This window comes from Luminiphilus sp. nBUS_07 (assembly GCF_051201685.1).
Lineage (GTDB): Bacteria > Pseudomonadota > Gammaproteobacteria > Pseudomonadales > Halieaceae > Luminiphilus.
In genome coordinates this window covers 1418363-1437702 of sequence record NZ_CP179213.1, presented here as the reverse complement: position 1 = coordinate 1437702, position 19340 = coordinate 1418363, and the positions used below count along the sequence as shown (strand labels likewise).

Sequence of the window (19340 nt, the reverse complement as noted above, 5' to 3'; positions counted from 1 at the left end):
ACCGATTCAAGGCTTCAGCGTTAAGGTATCGGTTTTCAAGAGCTGCAGCGCTTCTTCAGCGGTATTACCCAGTAGCTGCGCTCGCACACCGCGACGACCCACCGTACCCATTACGACCAGCTGCGCCTTTGAATCGGCGGCTTCGGACACGATTGTCTTTGCTACGGGCCCGCGCTTGAGCTTGAACTTGGATACTGGCAAACCGGTTTTTTTTGCCAGCGCCGCCAAGGCGGGCTGCAACTCTTTCATTCGTTCGTTCGCGTAGGTTCGAGCATCAATCAGATCAAAGTCCACTAGTAAAGTCGGCACGTCGATGACACACAATACCGACAAATCGACTTGCAACATCTCCGCATAATGACGAGCCGTCGTAATAACGTCTGCGTTTAAAGACTGCTTGGCTTTGGCCGTGGCTTCAAGATCTATCGTCGCCATAATGGCGCTACCCTTTTTCCACTTCTGTCGGCTGACCAGTAAAACAGGCGCCTTACACTCACGCAGCAAATGCCAGTCGGTAGAGGTGTAGCCCATCGATTCAGAAGGGTGACGCCCCTTAATCACGGCTGCGTAGTCACCCGCAGCTCGCTTTATAATCCAAGGATGAACATTTTCAGACCAGATGACGCTAACCTTTACTCGGTGCTCAGGCCCGACAAGCCGCTCGAGCTGTGCATCGACTGCCTGACGTCGTTGATTGAGCAGCCGCTGTTTGACGTCAGCTATACCGCTTTTATCAAGCTTTAAGCGCTTGAGGTTGGCATATGCGAAAGCCACTACCTCAACCTGCAAATCCATAAGCTCGGCGAGCTGCAAGCCTCTGGAGGTTGCCGCACACTTGTCTTCGAGGCCAGCAACAATCAATATTTTACTCATGAGTATTCCTCATCTCACACCGGCTACATTATAGCGTCTAACCAGTATAGGCAGGTCTGCTGGCTGTGCACAAAACTTTAAGCGCCCAATACTGATGAGATGCTGTCAGAGATTGCCGCATTCTTGTCGAATGAACTCTGCCACATAATCAGCACACACCTGTGGGTTTTCCAGAGGAACCAAGTGCCCTCCGTCGACCTCATGAACTCCACGGCTATCTTTCATTTGGTTCCAGATATCCAAGCTGTCCGCGCCAAAAACGTCACTATCGCGACCCACGATGGCCAAAGCCGGCAAATTCAAGCGACGCAAGCGGCGGTACATCATGGGCGCCGAGCGATAAACGCAAGCCTCCCAAGCACCCGACCAACGCAATTCCACGTCCCCGCTTGCTCGCTCTGCATGTCCGGCATGTACGTAGTCAGCGAGCACTTCATCTGAGATTCGACGGAAGGGCCGCTTGCCCCGGTAAAACTCTTGGGCCGCCTGAAAACTGGCGAAGTTGTGCGGGCGCCTAAGCGCACTTTTTATCATGGGCAATTCCTTACCCACAACGCGCAGGAACTGCCCTACAACCCAATATTTAAATGGCAAGAGCACGGGGTCCAAAGCCACAATTCCGCGGAACAGGTGTGGCGCACGCAATGCTGTGAGCATGCCAAGGGTTGCTCCCATGGAGTGCCCCAAAAGAAACACCGGCTCATCGACTTCGCGTTCGAGTGTTGCCAACAAATCTGAGGCGTATACCTCCCAGTCCAGCGAGCGCGGTGCAGCCCCCTCTGCCCACAAGGGACGATGCTCCACCGTTAGAATCCGAAAATGCGCCAGTAAAGGCGTCAGGAGTTGACGATAACTTTCGGGAGGATACCCATTGGCATGGGCGAATACGATCAAAGGACGGGCATCACCCGTACTTGCGGCAGATAATTCAGTGAAGGTTTGCATACAACGAGGATGAGATCTCTTGAATAACTTGGAACATACGCACTCAGAACGACAGTAGGTTCACAACTACTCAGCTACCTGCCTGTCAAAAAATCAGCGCCCGAGGAATCTCGAGCGCACTGCCTCCTTTCCTTACAGCTTGGAAAACTCGCGATTCAAGTCATAGCGCCTAGACGTGACGTAACGCTCCATAGATTGAACCCGTCCCAGCGCCTCATCAAGCCGTTGTTGCGCCTTACGAACGCGATCTGTCGGCGAATCAGGGTAATGAAATACCGTTTTTTTACGATAGGTATGACGGTCTTCGTCGTACTCCATTTCCACTTCGACATCACTGGCACCATTCTCCCAGCGCGTTGGCCGCGGCGACAAAACTATCCAGGCGACGATATAGCCCCAAAAAGCCAAAGACCCGGTGAACAACAGCAACGCGATCGCTGCGAGGCGAACCATCCATGTTGCCACGCCCCAGTGGTCTGCCAATCCCGCACAGACGCCACCAATGAGTCCCTCAGACGCATTGCGATACAGATCCATACCCCAACCACGTTTTCGGCGTCTTCCAAAACTGTCTCGCTTATCCCTGCGCATTATTGACTCCTAGATTTTTCAGATTCGCGCCAATTGGGGTGATCCGCATCGAGGATCGACTCCAGTGACACTATTCGCTGACTCAACTTATCGACCGTCGCCAACATTTCATCGAGCGACTGTCGATCATCTTCACTCAGGCTACGACTAGATCTGTTCAAACTTCGGTAGTGCATTGTTATCCAGATGGGCGCTACAACCACCATAAAAAGCACCATCGGTACAAACATCAATTCAAAAACATTCATGCGGTGGCTCCCTGCCCTATTGCATTAAGTCGTCAGTGTAATCACCCAGCTACGGGCTTTCATCCCCAACGTTTATGAAGCACTGCCATCGGCACTTTCAGCATTGTTTGGGGTGCTGCCCTGCATAGAGCGTTTGAGTGCTTCAAGCTCCTCGTTGAGGGCGTCGTCGTCACGCAAAGCGTCGATTTCTGCCGCCAGGCCACCCTCACGCCCTAAATCCATGGCATCGAGCTCCCCCTCTAGGTTGTCCATCCTGCGCTCGAACTTGTCAAACTTGCTAAAGGCTTCGTCTAGCTCACTGCGGTGGATCTGTCGCTTCACGGCCATTCGTGAATGCACCGTTTGCGAGCGCATCACTATTGCCTTTTGCTTAGCTTTAGCATCCGATAGCTTTTGCTGCAGCTGACTAACCTCATTGTTGAGCTGTTCGATATGCTCATCAGCTGACTGCAGCTCTGCACCGCTAGCCTCCAGCTCTTCCTCAATCGCACGCTTTTCTTGCAGCGCTGCTCTGGCGAGATCTTCTCGTCCTTTGCTGATCGCCAACTTGGCTTTTTCTTCCCAATCGCTGACCTCTTGCGTAACCCGTAAGAGTTTCCGCTCAGCAGTTTTACGATCGGCCAGTACTCGTGCAGAGGAGCTGCGCACTTCAACCAAGGTGTCCTCCATTTCCTGAATAATCAGTCGAATCATCTTCTCTGGATCTTCTGCGCTGTCTAACAGCGCATTGATGTTGGAGTTAACGATGTCTGACATACGTGAAAAAATACCCATGATGGTTCTCCCGTTTTAACTTTCGGCGCCAGAGTGGTCGGTGCCTTCAATGACCCGCCCAAACCAGTAGGCCAACTCAACACCACAAACAATGAGTGCGAGGGTTAATGCAGCAGCAAAACCACCCACCAAAGCACCCACTGCACTGCAGATGAGAATGATTACTGTGTATACCGCGAAGCGTTCGTCGATAGCGTCCATGTTTTCCTATCCTTAATACCTTGGTAGTTAGGGCATCCCGCCCTTCGAGGAACCGGCCACTCCGGCGCCTTCACCCTGTAGTTAGCGATCTATGTGCCAAAAATAATTTATTGTTTAAAAACAATCATTTAAATATTTCAAAGCGCCGCGAAAGCGGTTTAATCCGCAATTAAGGTTAAAGTTACCTTTACTAAAGGTTTTTTACACCGTTATACGGTATATTTTACTCATGGATAAAATTCAACAAAACATGATCGGCCAGTCCAGCGCACTGATGGCGGCTTTAGACCACCTATCATCCCTGGCAACGATTGACCGGCCCGTTTTAATTCTCGGTGAGAGGGGCACAGGCAAAGAGCTCGCCGCTGAACGCTTACACTTTTTATCACCGAGATGGTCGGGCGTCTTTGTCAAAATTAATTGCGGCGCCATTGCAGAGACGCTGCTCGAAAGCGAGCTCTTTGGACACGAGGCCGGGGCATTCACCGGCGCCACCAAGCAGCATATAGGTCGTTTTGAACGGGCGGATAAGGGCACCCTATTTCTCGACGAACTCGGGACTATGTCACTTCGTTTGCAAGAAAAGTTATTGCGACTCATCGAATATGGTGAATTCGAGCGCGTGGGAGGCAGCAAAACGCTGCAGGTAGATGTGCGAATCATAGCGGCTACCAATGCCGACTTACCGAGGCTGGCCGATGCGGGGGAGTTTCGATGGGACTTATTGGATCGAATGACTTTCGATGTTGTACGCCTGCCACCGCTACGCGAACGACAGGACGATATCGCTGAGCTCGCTCAACACTTCGCCATAAAAATGGTCGCTGAGCTCGGGTGGCCACTTTTTCAGGGCTTTAGCGAAACGGCTTTAAAAACCCTAATGACATATAGCTGGCCAGGGAATATAAGAGAGCTCAAAAACGTCGTAGAGCGTTCTGTATACCGCTGGGGAGATCAAGAAACCCCTGTTCAGTCTGTCGTCATCAATCCTTTCCATACCTTCAACCAAAATGACCCATCAGCAACACACAATCTACAAGATGAGCACAGCACTCCTGCAAACACTGAAATAGCAGAAGTGGCGGAAGTGGCCAGATCTAAGGATCGCGTTTGGCCAGCTGATTTGCGGCAGCAACTGCATGACATTGAATATGACTGGCTGGTCAGTGCTTTGAAGGAAGCCAACCAGAGCCAAAAAATCGCCGCCCAATTATTGAGTTTGAGTTACGACCAAATGCGCAGCCTAATGCGCAAACATAAGCTGAGGACACGATCGGTCAGGAGCTCCTAAATAACTCCAAAGCCTGGACTCAAACACTCGATTCCAACTGAAGAATCAGCTCCCTAAGGGTTGCCGCAGGACTCAACATGGGCCTGTTACTTTGCGACTACCTATAAATCAGGACTGTTGGCGATACCCTCCAACGACCCTAAAAACCCGCGAATAAAACACCGCTAAAGGGGAGCTTTTTCCCAATGCTTTAGCTGTTAGGCTACTGCCATGCAGCCCCAAAACGCATTTAGCTTGGCCGCAATTCATTTAAGCCACTGGCGAGGAGTGCCACCATGACCATTAAACTGTCCAACCCAATGCTGTTACGCACCGAGGCCTATATCAATGGTGAGTGGGTTGCGGCCGATAATGGCGCCCGACTGCCAGTGACAAATCCAGCTACGGGAGAGTTGCTTACCAATGTTGCCAAGGCTGGAGCTGCTGAAACAAGGCGCGCTATTGAGGCGGCTGAAATTGCCATGGTCTCGTGGCGTCAGCTCCCCGCCAAACAGCGCGCCCAAATTATGCGCCGGTGGTTCGAACTGATTATGGAGAATCAGGAAGATCTCGCCCAAATCATGACTTTGGAGCAAGGCAAAACTGTTGCCGAATCTCGGGGCGAGGTTGCTTATGGCGCATCGTATATTGAGTGGTATGCCGAGCAGGCAAAGCGTGTAGACGGCGATGTCATTCCCGCCCCTAGCAGTGACAAAAGGATTGTCTGCATCAAACAACCCGTGGGTGTTTGTGCCTCGATCACTCCATGGAACTTCCCTAATGCAATGATTACGCGTAAAGCAGCCCCGGCGTTAGCGGCAGGCTGCACCATCGTCATTAAACCCGCTAGTGAAACCCCCCTTTCGGCCCTAGCACTTGCCGAATTAGCTCACCAGGCGGGAATTCCACCTGGCGTCCTGAATGTGCTGGCCGGAAGTTCTGCAGACATTGGCGAAGAGCTGACTAGCAACCCTACGGTTCGCAAGCTTTCTTTCACAGGATCGACACCTGTCGGAAAAATGCTGGAAGCCCAGTGTGTACCCACACTGAAAAAAACCTCCATGGAATTGGGTGGGAACGCGCCCTTCATAGTCTTCGATGATGCTGACATTGATAGTGCCGTAAAAGGTGCCTTAATCTCCAAGTATCGCAACAGTGGTCAGACCTGCGTGTGTTCAAATCGCATATTGGTTCAAGCTGATATCGCCGAGGAATTTACCGCCAAGCTGATTGCAGCTACAGAAGCACTTAAGCTCGGCAACGGTCTTGATGATGGCGTTGATCTCGGCCCTCTAGTCAACGCCAAAGCTGTGACTGACGTGCATAAGTTAGTGCAAGAGTCTGTGGCGGCCGGCGCTAAGGTTGCCCTTGGGGGTGCACCCAGTGACTTAGGAGGATGCTTCTATCAACCCACGATTCTGACTGGAATTCGCCCCGACATGCCGGTTTTTCGCAATGAGATCTTCGGCCCCGTCGCACCTATCGTTACTTTTGAAACCGAAGCTGAAGCCATTGAACTCGCCAACGATACTGAATTTGGCTTGGCGAGCTACTTTTATACTAGGGACATTGGGCGAGTTTGGCGGGTTGCGGAGGCCCTCGAATACGGCATAGTGGGCATCAACGAAGGCATCATTTCCAACGAAATGGCGCCCTTCGGTGGCATCAAGGAATCAGGGTCCGGACGCGAGGGCTCTAAATATGGCATCGACGACTATTTGGAAATTAAATACATGCTTATGGGCGGGCTAGACCAATAAAGTAAATCCTCTGTGCGCCGCTGGCCCCACCCTTCTGGCGCTGTCCCTACATCGGAGATTTTTTAGCTCGGCGTAGTTACTCTTAGGTGACCGCGCTCCAGCTGTGTTTTAGACTATAGTTTTTGACGCGCTGGAGGCATTAATGAAGTCGAAGCGCGCAATACTGGAGACCCGAATTAGTGTTCCAAGGCGCGCCCAACACAGCTGATCCACAGGAGCAAAGCGCACGCATTGAGGCCTTTAGTCGTTGTCGCAGTGATTCGCTTACCTTGTGCTCAAACTTATCCGCCGAAGATCACATGGTGCAGGGCGCGCCCTTTGCGAGCCCCCCAAAATGGCACTTGGCGCACACTACTTGGTTTTTTTCGACCTTCCTACTCAAACCACTAGGTCTAGAACCCAGCATTCCAAACAGTTGGAATACGTTGTTCAACTCTTACTACAACGGTATCGGACGACCCCACGCAAGGGCTCACCGAGGCATTTTGAGCCGGCCCGCTTTGAGCAATATATGCACGTGGCGAGAACAGGTTGACCAACAAATTTTGCGAGGCCTCAACGCCGATCACTTAAACTCAGGCCAACTACAACTCCTTGATTTGGGCATCCAACACGAAATGCAACATCAAGAGCTGTTACTGACTGACCTCCTCTACAGTTTCTCGCTCAACCCAAGCCATCCTGCATACAGTGCAGCGCCAGTAACCGCATCTCCTAACGTCAATCCGGCGGCGTGGCTCGCATTTGACGGTGGGTTGGTTGACGTTGGGGCCGGTGCCGAGGGGTTTTCATTCGACAATGAACAGCCTCGACACCGTCATTTTCTTGAACCCTTTGCCATTGCCGATCGTCTGGTGACCAATGGTGAATATAAGCAATTTATTGCGGCTGGCGGGTATAGCGACCCTCAGTGGTGGCTCTCTGACGGCTGGGACACGGTAAACCGAGAACATTGGCAGCGCCCCTTGCATTGGCTTGATCAAAACCAGATCTTTGGTCTACAGGGCGTTCAACCCCTAGATCTGAACGCGCCGGTTTGTCACCTCTCAGGCTACGAGGCCGAGGCTTATGCTCGATGGGCAGGCTGCCGGCTACCGACAGAATTTGAATGGGAGCACGCTGCGTCTGCACAAACGCTGCAAACCAGCCCCGCCGCTTTAGCGGCAGCTAAGTGCCACCCGGGATGGTTCGGCAGTGTCTGGCAATGGACACAATCCGCCTACGGGCCTTATCCCGGTTTCCGGCCCGACGAGGGCGCGGTGGGCGAATATAACGGGAAGTTCATGAGCAGCCAGTGGGTACTGCGTGGCAGCTCTTTTGCGACCCCAGAGCCGCAACGACGACTCCACTACAGAAACTTTTTTTATCCAGCAGACCGCTGGCAATTTACCGGCCTACGACTTGCCAAAACGGCTAATAATTTATGATCTCGACCTCCGATCGTGCAGGGAACTCGCCATCCAACCTTAGGTTTATCCAAACAGAACGCCCACTCGTGGACGAAACCCTTGAGGTTTTAGCCTCATTAAGTGAGGAGCTGCCAAGACTGTCGCCTAAGTATTTTTATGACTCTCGCGGATCCGAACTCTTCGAGGAAATTACTGTGTTACCCGAGTATTACCTGACGCGGTCTGAGGCAGAAATTTTTGATCGGCATTTAGACGACATAGCACAAGCTTTGGGCAGCGGTGACATCATTATTGAACCGGGCAGCGGCAACTGCAGTAAAGTCCGCCCGCTGCTTAAGCGCGCGGCGCCCAGTGCTTATATCCCCATCGATATTGCAGGCGAATTTCTTTGGGCAGCAGCTGCCAATACCGCGCTGGAACACCCCAATTTAGGGGTGACGGCCATTGCCGCAGACTTCACTCAGAGCTGGACCTTTCTCGAGGAAATTCCCAAGGGACGACGAATTGTTTTCTATCCCGGATCGACATTGGGAAATTTTGATCCCAGCGCGCAACAAGATTTCATTCGACAATTGGCACAAGTCGTCGGCACTCAAGGGGGAATCTTATTGGGTGTTGATCTGCACAAAGACAGTGCGACCCTACAGCGCGCCTACGATGATGCCGCGGGAGTCACCGCAGCATTCAACCGCAACATGCTTGCCGTCGTTAATGCCCGAACGGGGGCCAATTTTGAGCTCAAAGAGTGGCGCCATCAAGCCCGCTACAACAGCGAAATGCGGCGCATTGAAATGGAACTTGTGGCGCAATCTACGCAAACGGTAACCATCGGTGATCAGACGCTCAAGTTTTCCGAGGGCGCCATCATCAGAACCGAACACTCCCACAAATTTACTATGGCGAGCATCCAAGATTTAGCCGCGGCTGCGGCCATGACCGTCACCCACCATTGGCTCGATAGTAACGCCAGGTTTTGCCTGGCATTGCTGCAAAACGCTTAAACAGTAAGACCCTCTGCGGTGACAAAATCGAGGGTGCTGTCTAGCGCCCGCCCCAATTTATCCATGATTTCATCGACGTGTACTTCTTGAATAATCAGCGGCGGGCACAATGCCATCCGATTGCCCCCTAATGGGCGAATGATTAGGCCATTATCTTCCGCGGCCTTGGCGCAAAACTGCGCAACCTTCATGCCTTCAAAGGGCTGTTTAGTGGTTTTATTGGCGACCAATTCCAATGCCCCCAGCAATCCCATGGCCGACACCTCACCCACCAGCGGATGATCCGCAAATTCAGACAACCGCTTCGCCATATAAACACCCAGTGTTGCGGCGTGCTCAAAAAGCCTATCCCGCACGTAGATATCGAGAACCTTGCTCGCAACAGCACAGCCAAGTGGATGCCCACTGTAGGTATAGCCATGGCCAAAGACCCCCATATCTGACGCAGGACCCGCAATAGCATCGGCGATATCCCCTGCGACAATAGCCGCTGACAGTGGCACATACGCCGAGGTCAGGGCCTTGGCACAAGCCATCATCTTCGGCTTCATGTTCAGCTTTTCGGCACCAAAAGCAGTACCCAAACGCCCAAACCCACAAATGACCTCATCGTCCCAAAGCATAATGCCGTATTTATCGAGGACTCCTTGTATCGCCTCAAAATAGCCCTCGGGGGGTATGATGACACCACCAGCACCATTAACAGGCTCCGCAATCATCGCGGCTATCGTCTCCGGGCCTTCAGCCAAAATCAGCGTCTCGAGCTCTCTGGCGCGCCTTGCCACAAAGTCTGCTTCAGTCTCACCGGGCTCAGCACAACGGTAGTAATGAGGTGCACCTGTCCTCAAAACACCGAGCGCGTCGAAGGGTAATTGAAAGTGGGTGTGATTAGCAGGCAAACCCGTCAACGCAGCAGAGGCGAGGGATACGCCGTGGTACCCCTTGTCCCGCGCTATGATTTTCACCCGCTCGGGCTGGCCACTGGCAACCGCATAATATCGGATCAGTTTGACTAACGTATCGTTGGCATCGGAACCCGAAGCACCCAAAAACACTCGGGCATCCTCTATGGGTGACATCGCCGCAAGCTTATCGGCAAGCTCAATTGCGGAAGGATGCGTTTTGCCACTAAACATGTGACTAAAGCTGAGCTGCTCCATTTGGCGGGTGGCGGCTTCGATAATCTCTTGATTGCCGTACCCCAACGAGGTGCACCACAGACCCGCCATACCCTCGAGGTATTGTTTCCCCGCCTGGTCATAAATGTAGGGGCCCTCGCCACGTGATACCACCATGACCTCAGTAGCCGCAGGGTTGGTTGTTGGATAAATCATGGCTGTCATGGCTTGCCCCAGTAGCATCAAAATTTCAGAATAAAGCTACTCTTTCGTTGGGTGTTAGCCAACCCCCTAAAGGGGGTGGTTCTGTTCCCTTTGGGATACTGTCATGCGGCTGCGCCCTCCCATGTAATTCCTCGAAAATAGGCACTCGCTTAGCTTTCAAAAAACCGCAGAAAGCGTCGGCGGGTTTTACTACATCGAACACATGGGTTCACCGAGTGGAGAATTGTCTTTTGCGCGCGGCTAAAGTCCCTGATTTCTCAACTAAAAGGCTTCATTAACCCGTGCTAATAGTGCAACCTGTTGAGTGATTGAACCCCAACAGACTCGGGGTGGGCTCGATGTCCCCTAGTCATCACAATAATTCTTTCAGTCAATAAAGGGACATTTCGATGGAAAAATTAGCGGTCACGCTTGGCAGATTTCTTCTTGGGCTTTATTTTTTGATGCCGGGAATATCCAAGATCACCAGTTATCAAGCCATGCTCGATTATATGACGCTGCACAATATTCCAATGGTTGATGTATTGCTCCCCATTACGACAGCACTGCAGATCCTCGGGGGATTGTGCCTCATCGCAGGGTTTCGAATTAAGGAGATAGCCCTAATGTTCGCGGGCATGACCCTCTTGATAAACCTGGGAATGCACGACTTCTGGAATATCTACCCGGAGACTGACCAGGGCCATGAAGTGCAAAACTTCGTCAAAAATCTCGGCATCTTTGCCGGACTATTGGTCATGAGCGCAGCACAGCACTTGCCCCAATGGCGCTTGGCTAAGGCGTAATGACCAAGTTGTAGGGCTGGAAGTTTAATCCAGTACAACCGCCTCGGTGAGGCGCATATCTGCACTCTCCCAGGCTTTTTCCCATTGGAGGGCTCGAGCATCTGCCGCAACCGTTAGATTTTGGGCACGCAGCGCTTGAGTCAAACCAAATAGCGACCAACCGTTGTTTTGGTTCCATTGTAAATCTCGTTCAAAAACGCTCTGGGCCTCTGCAAAACGTCCAGCTCGCAACAGAGCTGAACCGAGATACAGCCGCATCGATTGCGGCCAGTCTGGGGGTTCGGTGTAATTATTCGTATCTTCTACCGCTACCCCTGCTTCAAACGAGGCAATGGCTCCTGCCAGATCACCCGTAGCAAGCTGTATCTCACCTTGAAGACCGTGAGCTGCCAAAGTCAAAATTTCCGTAGTTGCGGTTGCTCCTGCACGATTACCCGAGGCGCTATGGGCCGTCGCGAGGGCCTCTAACGTTTCGAGCTCCGCTTGCGCCAGCCCTAATTCACCCTTGGCCACAAAGGCGCTGCCCTGCACATAGCACCATATTCCTGACAGGTATGGCGTTGTTTGTTCAGGTGGATCTAATGCCAGCAGCTCATCCCAACGCCCAAAGATTTTCATGACTAACCAAGGGGCAGCGCGACGCTTTTGTGCGCGGCCCATAGTGGCCGCAGCAGGGGTCATTCGATTAGCCATTTCCCACGCCGACGAGTTAGCCGTGGCGTAGCTTCCCTGCATCGTGGCAGCAAAGCGAATAAAGTCTAACGCATGCCCTGCATGTACTTTGTGCGATAGGTTGTAGGTCCCCTGACTGGGCAAGGGGCGGTCGCCCCAAATAGCCGCAAATTCTTGATCAACCGCCAAAGACCGACGATTATTCTCTATGGCTCTTTCGTAATCGCCCACTCGGATAAAAATGTGCGCAGGCATGTGGACGACATGCCCGCCAATAGGCACTGTCGCCTCCAGCGCGTTGGCAGAGACCAAGGCGCGCTCAGGATGTCGTGATGCTTCAATAAGATGGATGTGTAAATGAAGCACCCCGGGGTGCGATGGGTTGGTCTCGATAATTTTTTCCAATGCTGTTGCCACCTCCAAAGTCTCGCCCTTTGGCTCACCAGCATTGTCCCAGTAGTCCCATCGGCGAATCGACATATAGCTAGCAGCATAGAGTGCTGCTATATCAGGATCCGCTGGAAATTGTTTATTGAGTGCCCGCATCGCGGAGAGATAAGCACTATCCCTAGCCTTGGGATCGGGAATGGCATCTTCGTCGTAAAAGATTTGGAGTGCATAAATGAGTGCGGACTCGGTAACGCTCGCGCGCTCAATATGATCTATGGCCTTGTTAATCGCCGCTTTACCAATGCCGTTTGGATCATCAGGCATCTGTGCGTAGCGTGAATTGGGATTTGGGCCCGCGGCATGGGCAAGCCCCCAATAAGGCATAGGATGCGTTGGGTCGAGTCGTGAGGCCTCCTGATAAGAAGCAATCGATTCTGGGAAATAAAATGCCCAAGCCAGACGCAACCCTTGATCGAAAAAAGGCTGTGCTGCGGGAAGCAAACTGTCTATGCCACGGGAGTACTCCCCCGACCCTGGTATCAATATCGCTAAAGACTCAGATGGGCTCTGACCTCCATCCTCTGCAATCACTGAATGCTGCAGAAAACCATAGCCCAGCAAGCCACATAGCAAGCCCTTTACAATTTGCGCTCTCACAGACATGTTTACCCCCCAAATCATAAATGCTTGCTTCAGCATGCAACCATCGCCTAGCCCACAGCAATAAGAATTTAATCGATTTTAAAAATTTAGGCTGAAGTACTAGCAAATTACAGCAAACTCATCAGGAGCTCGGCGAAAATACGTCAGAGCGCAAGCCATGATGCAGTGGCAGACATCCCTTTGCATCGTCTGCGAGAAGCTTACTATTCTGAGGGTGATATCTATGCGACTTGCAGCGTTATACAGACGGTAGATCGCGACGCTTTCCTACCCTATGCCTTTTCAGGCGTCGATGATTGGACCGCGCTCAATGGAGGCGGCGATTAGCGCAACTTGGGATTACTTTTTACTGCGCTTTTATTTTCTCCTTGCCACAACGCTGGCAGCGGAATCGTGTAATTAATTCCCCTCGACGAACTGCGAAAGGGTCAGTTTTGACCACCTGCCATTTGTGATGGCCGTTTCGGCATAGGGTCTGATCCGGCTTTTTGGGTTTACCTGTGAACTTGAGCACGTCAGCCATGGTATCAGCCCGCTAAGCGCGCGCGCGCTACGGCGGTTTGCCAAGACTGCCAGCGTTCCGCTCGTTTCTTGGGCGACAGTGCGACCTTAAATTCACGGTCCACACCCCATACTTTTGCAATATCTGTCGTAGAACTCCATAGACCGACACCCAATCCTGCGAGAAAGCAGGCACCTGCTGCCGTCGTTTCAATGACCTGAGGTCGAATAATCTTACGGCCCAAATAATTGGCTTGCAGCTGCATCAGCAGATTATTCGCCGCAGCGCCGCCATCGACACGAAGCGCTTTCATCCGCTTACCCGCTTCCGACTCCATAAGATTCAAGATGTCGGCATTTTGAAGCGCCATGGCGTCCAACGTCGCTCTGGCAATATGCCCCCGACCACTACCGCGAGTGAGGCCACAGATTGTGCCACGAGCCTCAGGATCCCAATGGGGCGCGCCTAAACCGGCAAGGGCAGGCACAAACTCCACCCCACCGCTGCTCTCCACTGTTTCGGCAAGCGCCTCTATTTCTGGAGCGGTTTTGATAATGCTCAACTCGTCTCGCAACCACTGCACCGCAGCACCACACACAAAGGCACCACCTTCAAGGGCGAAACTAACCGGACCTCCACGACCTAACTGCCAGCCAATGGTAGTGAGCAGCCCTCCTTCAGATTTAAGACGATCAGCCCCTGTATTCATGAGAATGAACGAACCGGTGCCGAAGGTGCATTTTGCATCGCCCGCCTTAAAACAAGCCTGACCAAACAATGCCGCTTGTTGGTCACCCGCCATTCCGGCGATGGGAATGCCATCGGGAAGGTCACGCAGACCCTTGGTATGGCCCAAGATCGCACTGGAAGGGGCGACCTCTGGCAGCATGTGTCTCGGCACACCAAATAATTTCAGTAAATCTTCATCCCAAGCCTGAGTCTCAAGGTTTAGTAACGATGTGCGCGAGGCGTTCGACACATCGGTAGCGTGAATGGCTCCACCTGTGAGCCGCCACAGCAGAAAAGAATCTATGGTTCCTGCTGCCACCTTCCCCTGATTTAAACGCCGACCAATACCCGGCGTATTATCTAAAAGCCAACGAAATTTACTGGCCGAGAAATAAGGATCCAGCACAAGACCGGTCTTGCTGCGAATCGCAGGCTCGTGACCCTCTTTTTTCAATGCTTCGCAAAACTCAGTGGTACGACGACACTGCCAAACCACGGCATTGTTCAAAGGCTTCCCGGAGTCGCGATCCCACAATAAGGCTGTTTCACGCTGGTTTGTAATGCCTATCGCTACTATTGAGGCGGGCTTTGCAAGGCCCTTGCGCACAACAGCGCGTATACCCTTCAAAACGGAGGACCATATGGCCTCAGGTTCATGCTCGACCCAGCCCGGCTTGGAATAAATTTGGGGGAACTCATGGTTAACACTACCCAACAGCCTACCGTCAGCAGCCATGACTGCAATGGTTGTGCCGGTTGTTCCTTGATCCACTGCCAGAATAACCTGTGTCACCGTCTTTCTCTCCTACGACCTTCTCTACACGACCGCCGAATCAGCGGCTCACCCAGCGACAAAAAAAGGGCGCCCTAGAGCGCCCTACTTTGATTTACACCTATGACGCTAAGCCGCGCCGTAGCCTTCAATGGCTTTAATTTCGAGGTAATCCGTGAACCCGTGAGATCCCCACTCGCGCCCGTTACCCGACTGCTTAAAGCCGCCAAATGGCACGTCCATGCCTCCTGAGGCGCCATTCAAGTGAATGTTGCCCGCACGAATTTTTGCCGCCACCCGACGAGCATGATCAATGTCCTCACCCTGCACATAGCCGGCAAGACCGTACGGAGTGTCGTTGGCAATCTTTATAGCCTCTTCCTCGGAGTCGTAGGGAATCATCGTTAACACAGGACCAAAAATTTCCTCCCGAGCAACGGCCATGTCGTTATTAACCTCAGAGAAAACCGTAGGTCGAACGTAATAACCCTTATCAATCCCTTCAGGCAAACCGGCACCACCGCAAACCACCTTGGCGCCCTCTTCAATGCCCTTGTTAATAAGCCCCTGAATTTTATCCCACTGCACCTTTGAAACAACGGGCCCCATGGTCGTGTTCTCATCGGCTGTATCACCAATTGACACCATGGTTTCAGTCACCTTCGCGGCAATCGCCTCAGCGGCACCCAGCTTGTCTCGTGGCACTAGCATGCGCGATGGCGCGTTACAGGACTGACCAGTGTTGTTGTACATATGCAGCACCCCTCGAGTCACCGCCGCTTCAAGATCGGCATCCTCAAGGATAATGTTGGGGGATTTTCCTCCCAACTCCTGAGTCACTCGCTTGACCGTTGGCGCAGCATTTTGAGCAACCAGCGATCCAGCCCGGGTAGAGCCCGTGAAAGACATCATGTCAACGTCAGGGTGTACAGATAGTGCCGTACCGACTGTTGGCCCATCACCATTAACCAAGTTGAAAACCCCTGCTGGCACACCCGCTTCGTGAAGAATTTCAGCGTAAATGTAAGAGGACAGTGGTGCAATTTCACTGGGCTTCAATACCATAGTACAGCCCACGGCAATCGCTGGAGCCACCTTACAGCTCACCTGATTAAGGGGCCAATTCCAAGGGGTAATCAAGCCGCAAACACCAATCGGCTCCTTTACAACACGGTGCTCACCCAGGTCTTCGGTGAATGCATAGGTTTTCAGAACCTTTGCTGCTTCAGCAATGTGCCCCAGCCCCGCAAAAGCCTGAGCGGTGGAAGCGAGCTTAATAGGAGCACCCATCTCCAAACGTATCGCCTCAGCGATATCCCCCAACCGACGCTGGTAGATCTCACAAATTCGCTCTAACAGGGCCACACGCTCTTCAATCGAGGTTTGACTAAAGGTCTCAAAGGCCGCCTTAGCCGCTGCAACGGCTTTATCAACATCGCTTTCATTACCCAGAGAAATGGTCGCGCAGACCTCCTCAGTGGCGGGATCAAACACCTCAAAGTCATTGGGCGCAGAAGGAGCTACCCATTCACCGTTAATGTAAAACTGTTTGTACTCTCTCATGAGATCACCTCGGTTATTAATTTAGTCGTAAAACATAAACTCGCGGAACGAGAACATAGCGAAACCCAGCGCATTACGCACCTAAAATTCGCTTTGGGTGCATGCCATCGACGTAGCCCATAAAAGGCGAATGTATCGAGTAGCCCAGCAAAGCCTGCACACGCTCGGGTAAAGCAACAACCTGCTCAGGTGCCATCGTTAGCAGCATGGTCTCCAGAGGGCGTAACCAGCCCGCACAATACTGCGGAGTAATAACCAGCCTAGACTCATCTGAGCGATTCGCGCCGCCACGATGCCACAGGTCGCCCCGGGCCACCATTAATGAGCCCGCGGTCAGTGTGACCGTTTTCGCGTCAGGATGAAATCCGTGATCTACCGCTGCTTCAAGGCGGTCTGAATTGTCAAAGTCGATATCGCTTAAGGCGTCAGGCAGATCACTCTCTACCCAGCGATGGGACTGGGGAAGCACCTCGGTCGCGCCATTTTCAACCGTGGTATCTGACAGAGCCCAAAATGCCGAAATTCCTACAACGTCATGGGGTGGCTTGAGAGAAGTATGCCCATCATCTGTGTGCCAAGGTTGAGCAGTTTCTCCCGGCATTAGATCAATCGCCAAACAAGCCGATAACAGACAGCTCTCCCCAAGAAAGTGTTCGGCAAGAGTTAATGCGATGGGATGTGCGACCAACTCAGCAAATATGGGGTCTTTCGCAAGCATGGCGTAAACCCGATGACTATGGGTGCCCTCAAAGACGTTACGCCCACGGAGGTCTCGATCCAGCCAAGGCTGTAGTGCCCCCCGATAGGCCGTAATTTCAGCGTCGGAAAGCACACCAGTGAATACCGTATAGCCCTCCTCTTGAATCGCCGAATAATGCGTTTCAAAATCGACAGGCCCTTCGCTAGCGGGCTCAGCGGCGTTCATCGGTATTCCAGCTGAAGAGCTGACGAGTCAGTTCACTGCCTTTCCTGCACTCCCTACCAACAACCTGAATGGGTTCGTGCCTATCACGCAGAAAGCCGTGCAAGGAATTCTGAATTCCGTTCAACCTCACAAGCTACAGAGACCTTCAGACAGACAGGTTGAGGCATTTTCGGTGATGTGCCACATCAGCGCACCTCCCTTTATTGCTACAGCACCATATTGTATCTGCGCATATGAGCCATCGGACAGATAAATCTCGGTGCTGTAAAGCCTAACCTGTGTCATGTAGGGAACTCCGCTATTGGTGAAAATCCGCACCCCCGCCCCGGGCAGGCCTTTAATAACACTGGCAATGCCTCCATAAGACTCATCGCATTTACTCAGATCACCTTCAATGTCCCAGCAAAGTTCAACCGCTAATTTGAGTGCATCCCAATCCTCAATAACTTGCGCAAATTCTGAGCGCTTCACGTAGTTCTGATAGGCGGGAAGCGCAACCACCGCCAATACTCCGATGATAGCGATAACCACCATCAGTTCGATCAACGAAAAGCCAGCCGCGCGATGCAGTAATTTGATGCTCAGTTTTTGCATAACAGAATCCCCACACAGCCCTAGGGGCATGAACTGTGGCCAGATTCATGCCTCTTTGCCGTAAAAAATAACACTCCTCGATAATTATGGTCTTACCAGCCCAAAATGACACCTCCTTTCAGCGGCTGCCAGTTTTGGGCATAATTCCCAGCCCACGATAAGAAGGCAACGTAATCATGAATCAAGCCGTAAATCTTGACGAGATGCAGCTGTTCCGCGATATGGCACGGCGCGCCTTTGAAAAAGAGATCTCACCACATTACGAACAGTGGGAAGAGGATCATATGGTGCCTCGTGAACTTTGGAACACCTTGGGAGCGGCAGGGCTGCTTTGCCCAGATGTCGCGGAAGAGTACGGCGGCGCAGGCACCACACCTCACGTCACCCTCGCCATGATAGAAGAGCTGTCCTACATGTGTTTTGGTGGTTTTGCCTCGGCTTATGGGATTCACTCTAATATCATCGCTCCATATTTAAGCAGGCATGGCACACCGGAACAGAAGGCGCATTGGCTGCCCAAAATGGTCGCCGGCGAGTGTGTAGGTGCCCTCGCTATGACCGAACCGGGCGCAGGGTCAGACGTACAAAGCATTCGTACCAACGCAGTCCGCGATGGTGATGAATGGGTGTTAAATGGGTCGAAAATATTTATCACCAACGGAATCCATGCTGACCTTGTCATCGTTGCCGCGATTACAGATCCGGGTAAAGGCGCCAAAGGTACGTCCTTGTTCCTAGTTGACGCCCACGCGCCGGGTTTTGAGAAATCGAAAAAAATCGAAAAAATCGGTCAGCACACGTCCGATACGGCACTGCTATTTTTTACCGATGTGCGCTTACCTGCCAATGCCCTACTGGGTGAAGCGAATAAAGGATTCGCAATTCTCATGGATGAACTGCCCAGAGAACGATTGGGCATTGCTGCCCAAGCTGTGGCTGCTTCTGAGGGCGCTCTGGACGTCACCGTTGAATACGTTAAAGAACGTGAAGCTTTCGGACAAAAAGTGGGCAGCTTTCAAAACACCCGATTTAAGCTTGCTGATGTTAAAACCGATATAGCCATTAATCGGGCTTTTTATGAAAAGTGCACGGAAAAATATGCCAACGATGATCTCAGTAGCGAAGAAGCTGCCATGCTAAAACTCGCCAGTTGCGAAATGCAGTGCCGAGTTGCTGACCAGTGTTTGCAGTGCTTCGGTGGTTACGGTTACACCACGGAATACCCCATCTCACGCTTTTACGTGGACGCCCGTATTCAGCCGATTTATGGGGGCACATCTGAAATTATGCGGGAGCTGGTTGCCCGTTCAATTTTGGGCCGGTGAAGCCC

At 52.2% G+C, this 19340-nt stretch carries 19 protein-coding genes; 7 read left to right on the top strand and 12 right to left on the bottom strand.

Annotation, left to right across the window (positions count from 1 at the left end):
* Positions 1-6 precede the first annotated feature (6 nt).
* From ACMAZB_RS06365 to ACMAZB_RS06340, 6 genes are all read right to left on the bottom strand, one after another.
* Complete coding sequence (locus ACMAZB_RS06365; protein ID WP_435219859.1) at positions 7-873, bottom strand: universal stress protein; 867 nt, start codon at positions 871-873, stop codon at positions 7-9.
* Between the two features lie 105 nt (positions 874-978).
* Complete coding sequence (locus ACMAZB_RS06360) at positions 979-1818, bottom strand: alpha/beta fold hydrolase (protein WP_435219858.1); 840 nt, start codon at positions 1816-1818, stop codon at positions 979-981.
* A 132-nt stretch (positions 1819-1950) separates the two neighbouring features.
* Positions 1951-2409, bottom strand: a complete 459-nt coding sequence (locus ACMAZB_RS06355; RefSeq protein ID WP_435219857.1) for a PspC domain-containing protein — start codon at positions 2407-2409, stop codon at positions 1951-1953.
* Positions 2409-2657, bottom strand: a complete 249-nt coding sequence (gene pspB, locus ACMAZB_RS06350; RefSeq protein ID WP_435215405.1) for an envelope stress response membrane protein PspB — start codon at positions 2655-2657, stop codon at positions 2409-2411. The genes ACMAZB_RS06355 and pspB overlap by 1 nt, the downstream gene beginning before the upstream one ends.
* A gap of 72 nt (positions 2658-2729) precedes the next feature.
* Entirely contained in the window at positions 2730-3431 is a 702-nt protein-coding gene (gene pspA, locus ACMAZB_RS06345) for a phage shock protein PspA (protein ID WP_435215404.1), read from the bottom strand.
* Positions 3432-3446: 15 nt separating this feature from the next.
* The gene (locus ACMAZB_RS06340; RefSeq protein WP_435215402.1) at positions 3447-3632 is read right to left on the bottom strand and encodes a hypothetical protein; all 186 of its coding nucleotides are present in this window, start codon (positions 3630-3632) and stop codon (positions 3447-3449) included.
* 229 nt (positions 3633-3861) lie between these two features.
* On the opposite strand from ACMAZB_RS06340, the gene pspF reads away from it, so the two are divergent.
* From pspF to egtD, 4 genes are all read left to right on the top strand, one after another.
* The gene (gene pspF / locus ACMAZB_RS06335; RefSeq protein WP_435219856.1) at positions 3862-4923 is read left to right on the top strand and encodes a phage shock protein operon transcriptional activator; all 1062 of its coding nucleotides are present in this window, start codon (positions 3862-3864) and stop codon (positions 4921-4923) included.
* Positions 4924-5198: 275 nt separating this feature from the next.
* Positions 5199-6662 carry an NAD-dependent succinate-semialdehyde dehydrogenase gene (locus ACMAZB_RS06330; RefSeq protein ID WP_435215398.1) on the top strand — a complete coding sequence of 488 codons (1464 nt, stop codon included), beginning with the start codon at positions 5199-5201 and terminating at the stop codon, positions 6660-6662.
* Between the two features lie 179 nt (positions 6663-6841).
* Positions 6842-8089 (top strand): ergothioneine biosynthesis protein EgtB, encoded by a 1248-nt coding sequence (gene egtB, locus ACMAZB_RS06325; RefSeq protein ID WP_435219855.1) that lies wholly within the window; start codon positions 6842-6844, stop codon positions 8087-8089.
* Between the two features lie 68 nt (positions 8090-8157).
* A complete protein-coding gene (gene egtD, locus ACMAZB_RS06320; protein WP_435219854.1) occupies positions 8158-9072 on the top strand; it encodes an L-histidine N(alpha)-methyltransferase in 915 nt (304 codons plus the stop codon).
* Here the strand turns inward: egtD and ACMAZB_RS06315 are convergent.
* The gene (locus ACMAZB_RS06315) at positions 9069-10415 is read right to left on the bottom strand and encodes an aminotransferase (RefSeq protein WP_435219853.1); all 1347 of its coding nucleotides are present in this window, start codon (positions 10413-10415) and stop codon (positions 9069-9071) included. The two genes, egtD and ACMAZB_RS06315, sit on opposite strands and share 4 nt — an antisense overlap.
* Positions 10416-10804: 389 nt before the next feature.
* Here ACMAZB_RS06315 and ACMAZB_RS06310 point away from each other — a divergent pair, with 389 nt between their 5' ends.
* Entirely contained in the window at positions 10805-11200 is a 396-nt protein-coding gene (locus ACMAZB_RS06310; RefSeq protein WP_435219852.1) for a DoxX family protein, read from the top strand.
* 24 nt (positions 11201-11224) lie between these two features.
* Here ACMAZB_RS06310 and ACMAZB_RS06305 read toward each other — a convergent pair whose 3' ends face one another.
* On the bottom strand, positions 11225-12961 hold the full coding sequence (locus ACMAZB_RS06305; protein WP_435219851.1) for a tetratricopeptide repeat protein: 1737 nt from the start codon (positions 12959-12961) through the stop codon (positions 11225-11227).
* Between the two features lie 129 nt (positions 12962-13090).
* Between ACMAZB_RS06305 and ACMAZB_RS06300 the strand changes: the two genes are divergently transcribed.
* Positions 13091-13252, top strand: a complete 162-nt coding sequence (locus tag ACMAZB_RS06300) for a hypothetical protein (RefSeq protein WP_435215387.1) — start codon at positions 13091-13093, stop codon at positions 13250-13252.
* Between the two features lie 200 nt (positions 13253-13452).
* On the opposite strand, the gene glpK is transcribed toward ACMAZB_RS06300, so the two are convergent.
* From glpK to ACMAZB_RS06280, 4 genes are all read right to left on the bottom strand, one after another.
* Positions 13453-14949 carry a glycerol kinase GlpK gene (gene glpK, locus ACMAZB_RS06295; RefSeq protein ID WP_435215385.1) on the bottom strand — a complete coding sequence of 499 codons (1497 nt, stop codon included), beginning with the start codon at positions 14947-14949 and terminating at the stop codon, positions 13453-13455.
* Positions 14950-15057: 108 nt separating this feature from the next.
* Complete coding sequence (locus tag ACMAZB_RS06290) at positions 15058-16491, bottom strand: aldehyde dehydrogenase family protein (RefSeq protein WP_435215383.1); 1434 nt, start codon at positions 16489-16491, stop codon at positions 15058-15060.
* 73 nt (positions 16492-16564) lie between these two features.
* Positions 16565-17416, bottom strand: a complete 852-nt coding sequence (locus ACMAZB_RS06285) for a phytanoyl-CoA dioxygenase family protein (RefSeq protein ID WP_435219850.1) — start codon at positions 17414-17416, stop codon at positions 16565-16567.
* Between the two features lie 126 nt (positions 17417-17542).
* Positions 17543-18010 (bottom strand): pilin, encoded by a 468-nt coding sequence (locus ACMAZB_RS06280; RefSeq protein WP_435219849.1) that lies wholly within the window; start codon positions 18008-18010, stop codon positions 17543-17545.
* Between the two features lie 176 nt (positions 18011-18186).
* Here ACMAZB_RS06280 and ACMAZB_RS06275 point away from each other — a divergent pair, with 176 nt between their 5' ends.
* On the top strand, positions 18187-19335 hold the full coding sequence (locus ACMAZB_RS06275; protein ID WP_435219848.1) for an acyl-CoA dehydrogenase family protein: 1149 nt from the start codon (positions 18187-18189) through the stop codon (positions 19333-19335).
* Positions 19336-19340: the final 5 nt, after the last annotated feature.

Bases quoted from the DNA above. Each gene is read 5' to 3' on its own strand.
- ACMAZB_RS06365 (WP_435219859.1), bottom strand. From the start codon at position 873: ATGAGTAAAATATTGATTGTTGCTGGCCTCGAAGACAAGTGTGCGGCA.
- ACMAZB_RS06360 (WP_435219858.1), bottom strand. From the start codon at position 1,818: ATGCAAACCTTCACTGAATTATCTGCCGCAAGTACGGGTGATGCCCGT.
- ACMAZB_RS06355 (WP_435219857.1), bottom strand. From the start codon at position 2,409: ATGCGCAGGGATAAGCGAGACAGTTTTGGAAGACGCCGAAAACGTGGT.
- pspB (WP_435215405.1), bottom strand. From the start codon at position 2,657: ATGAATGTTTTTGAATTGATGTTTGTACCGATGGTGCTTTTTATGGTG.
- pspA (WP_435215404.1), bottom strand. From the start codon at position 3,431: ATGGGTATTTTTTCACGTATGTCAGACATCGTTAACTCCAACATCAAT.
- ACMAZB_RS06340 (WP_435215402.1), bottom strand. From the start codon at position 3,632: ATGGACGCTATCGACGAACGCTTCGCGGTATACACAGTAATCATTCTC.
- pspF (WP_435219856.1), top strand. From the start codon at position 3,862: ATGGATAAAATTCAACAAAACATGATCGGCCAGTCCAGCGCACTGATG.
- ACMAZB_RS06330 (WP_435215398.1), top strand. From the start codon at position 5,199: ATGACCATTAAACTGTCCAACCCAATGCTGTTACGCACCGAGGCCTAT.
- ACMAZB_RS06315 (WP_435219853.1), bottom strand. From the start codon at position 10,415: ATGACAGCCATGATTTATCCAACAACCAACCCTGCGGCTACTGAGGTC.
- ACMAZB_RS06310 (WP_435219852.1), top strand. From the start codon at position 10,805: ATGGAAAAATTAGCGGTCACGCTTGGCAGATTTCTTCTTGGGCTTTAT.
- ACMAZB_RS06305 (WP_435219851.1), bottom strand. From the start codon at position 12,961: ATGCTGAAGCAAGCATTTATGATTTGGGGGGTAAACATGTCTGTGAGA.
- ACMAZB_RS06290 (WP_435215383.1), bottom strand. From the start codon at position 16,491: ATGAGAGAGTACAAACAGTTTTACATTAACGGTGAATGGGTAGCTCCT.
- ACMAZB_RS06285 (WP_435219850.1), bottom strand. From the start codon at position 17,416: ATGAACGCCGCTGAGCCCGCTAGCGAAGGGCCTGTCGATTTTGAAACG.
- ACMAZB_RS06280 (WP_435219849.1), bottom strand. From the start codon at position 18,010: ATGCAAAAACTGAGCATCAAATTACTGCATCGCGCGGCTGGCTTTTCG.
- ACMAZB_RS06275 (WP_435219848.1), top strand. From the start codon at position 18,187: ATGAATCAAGCCGTAAATCTTGACGAGATGCAGCTGTTCCGCGATATG.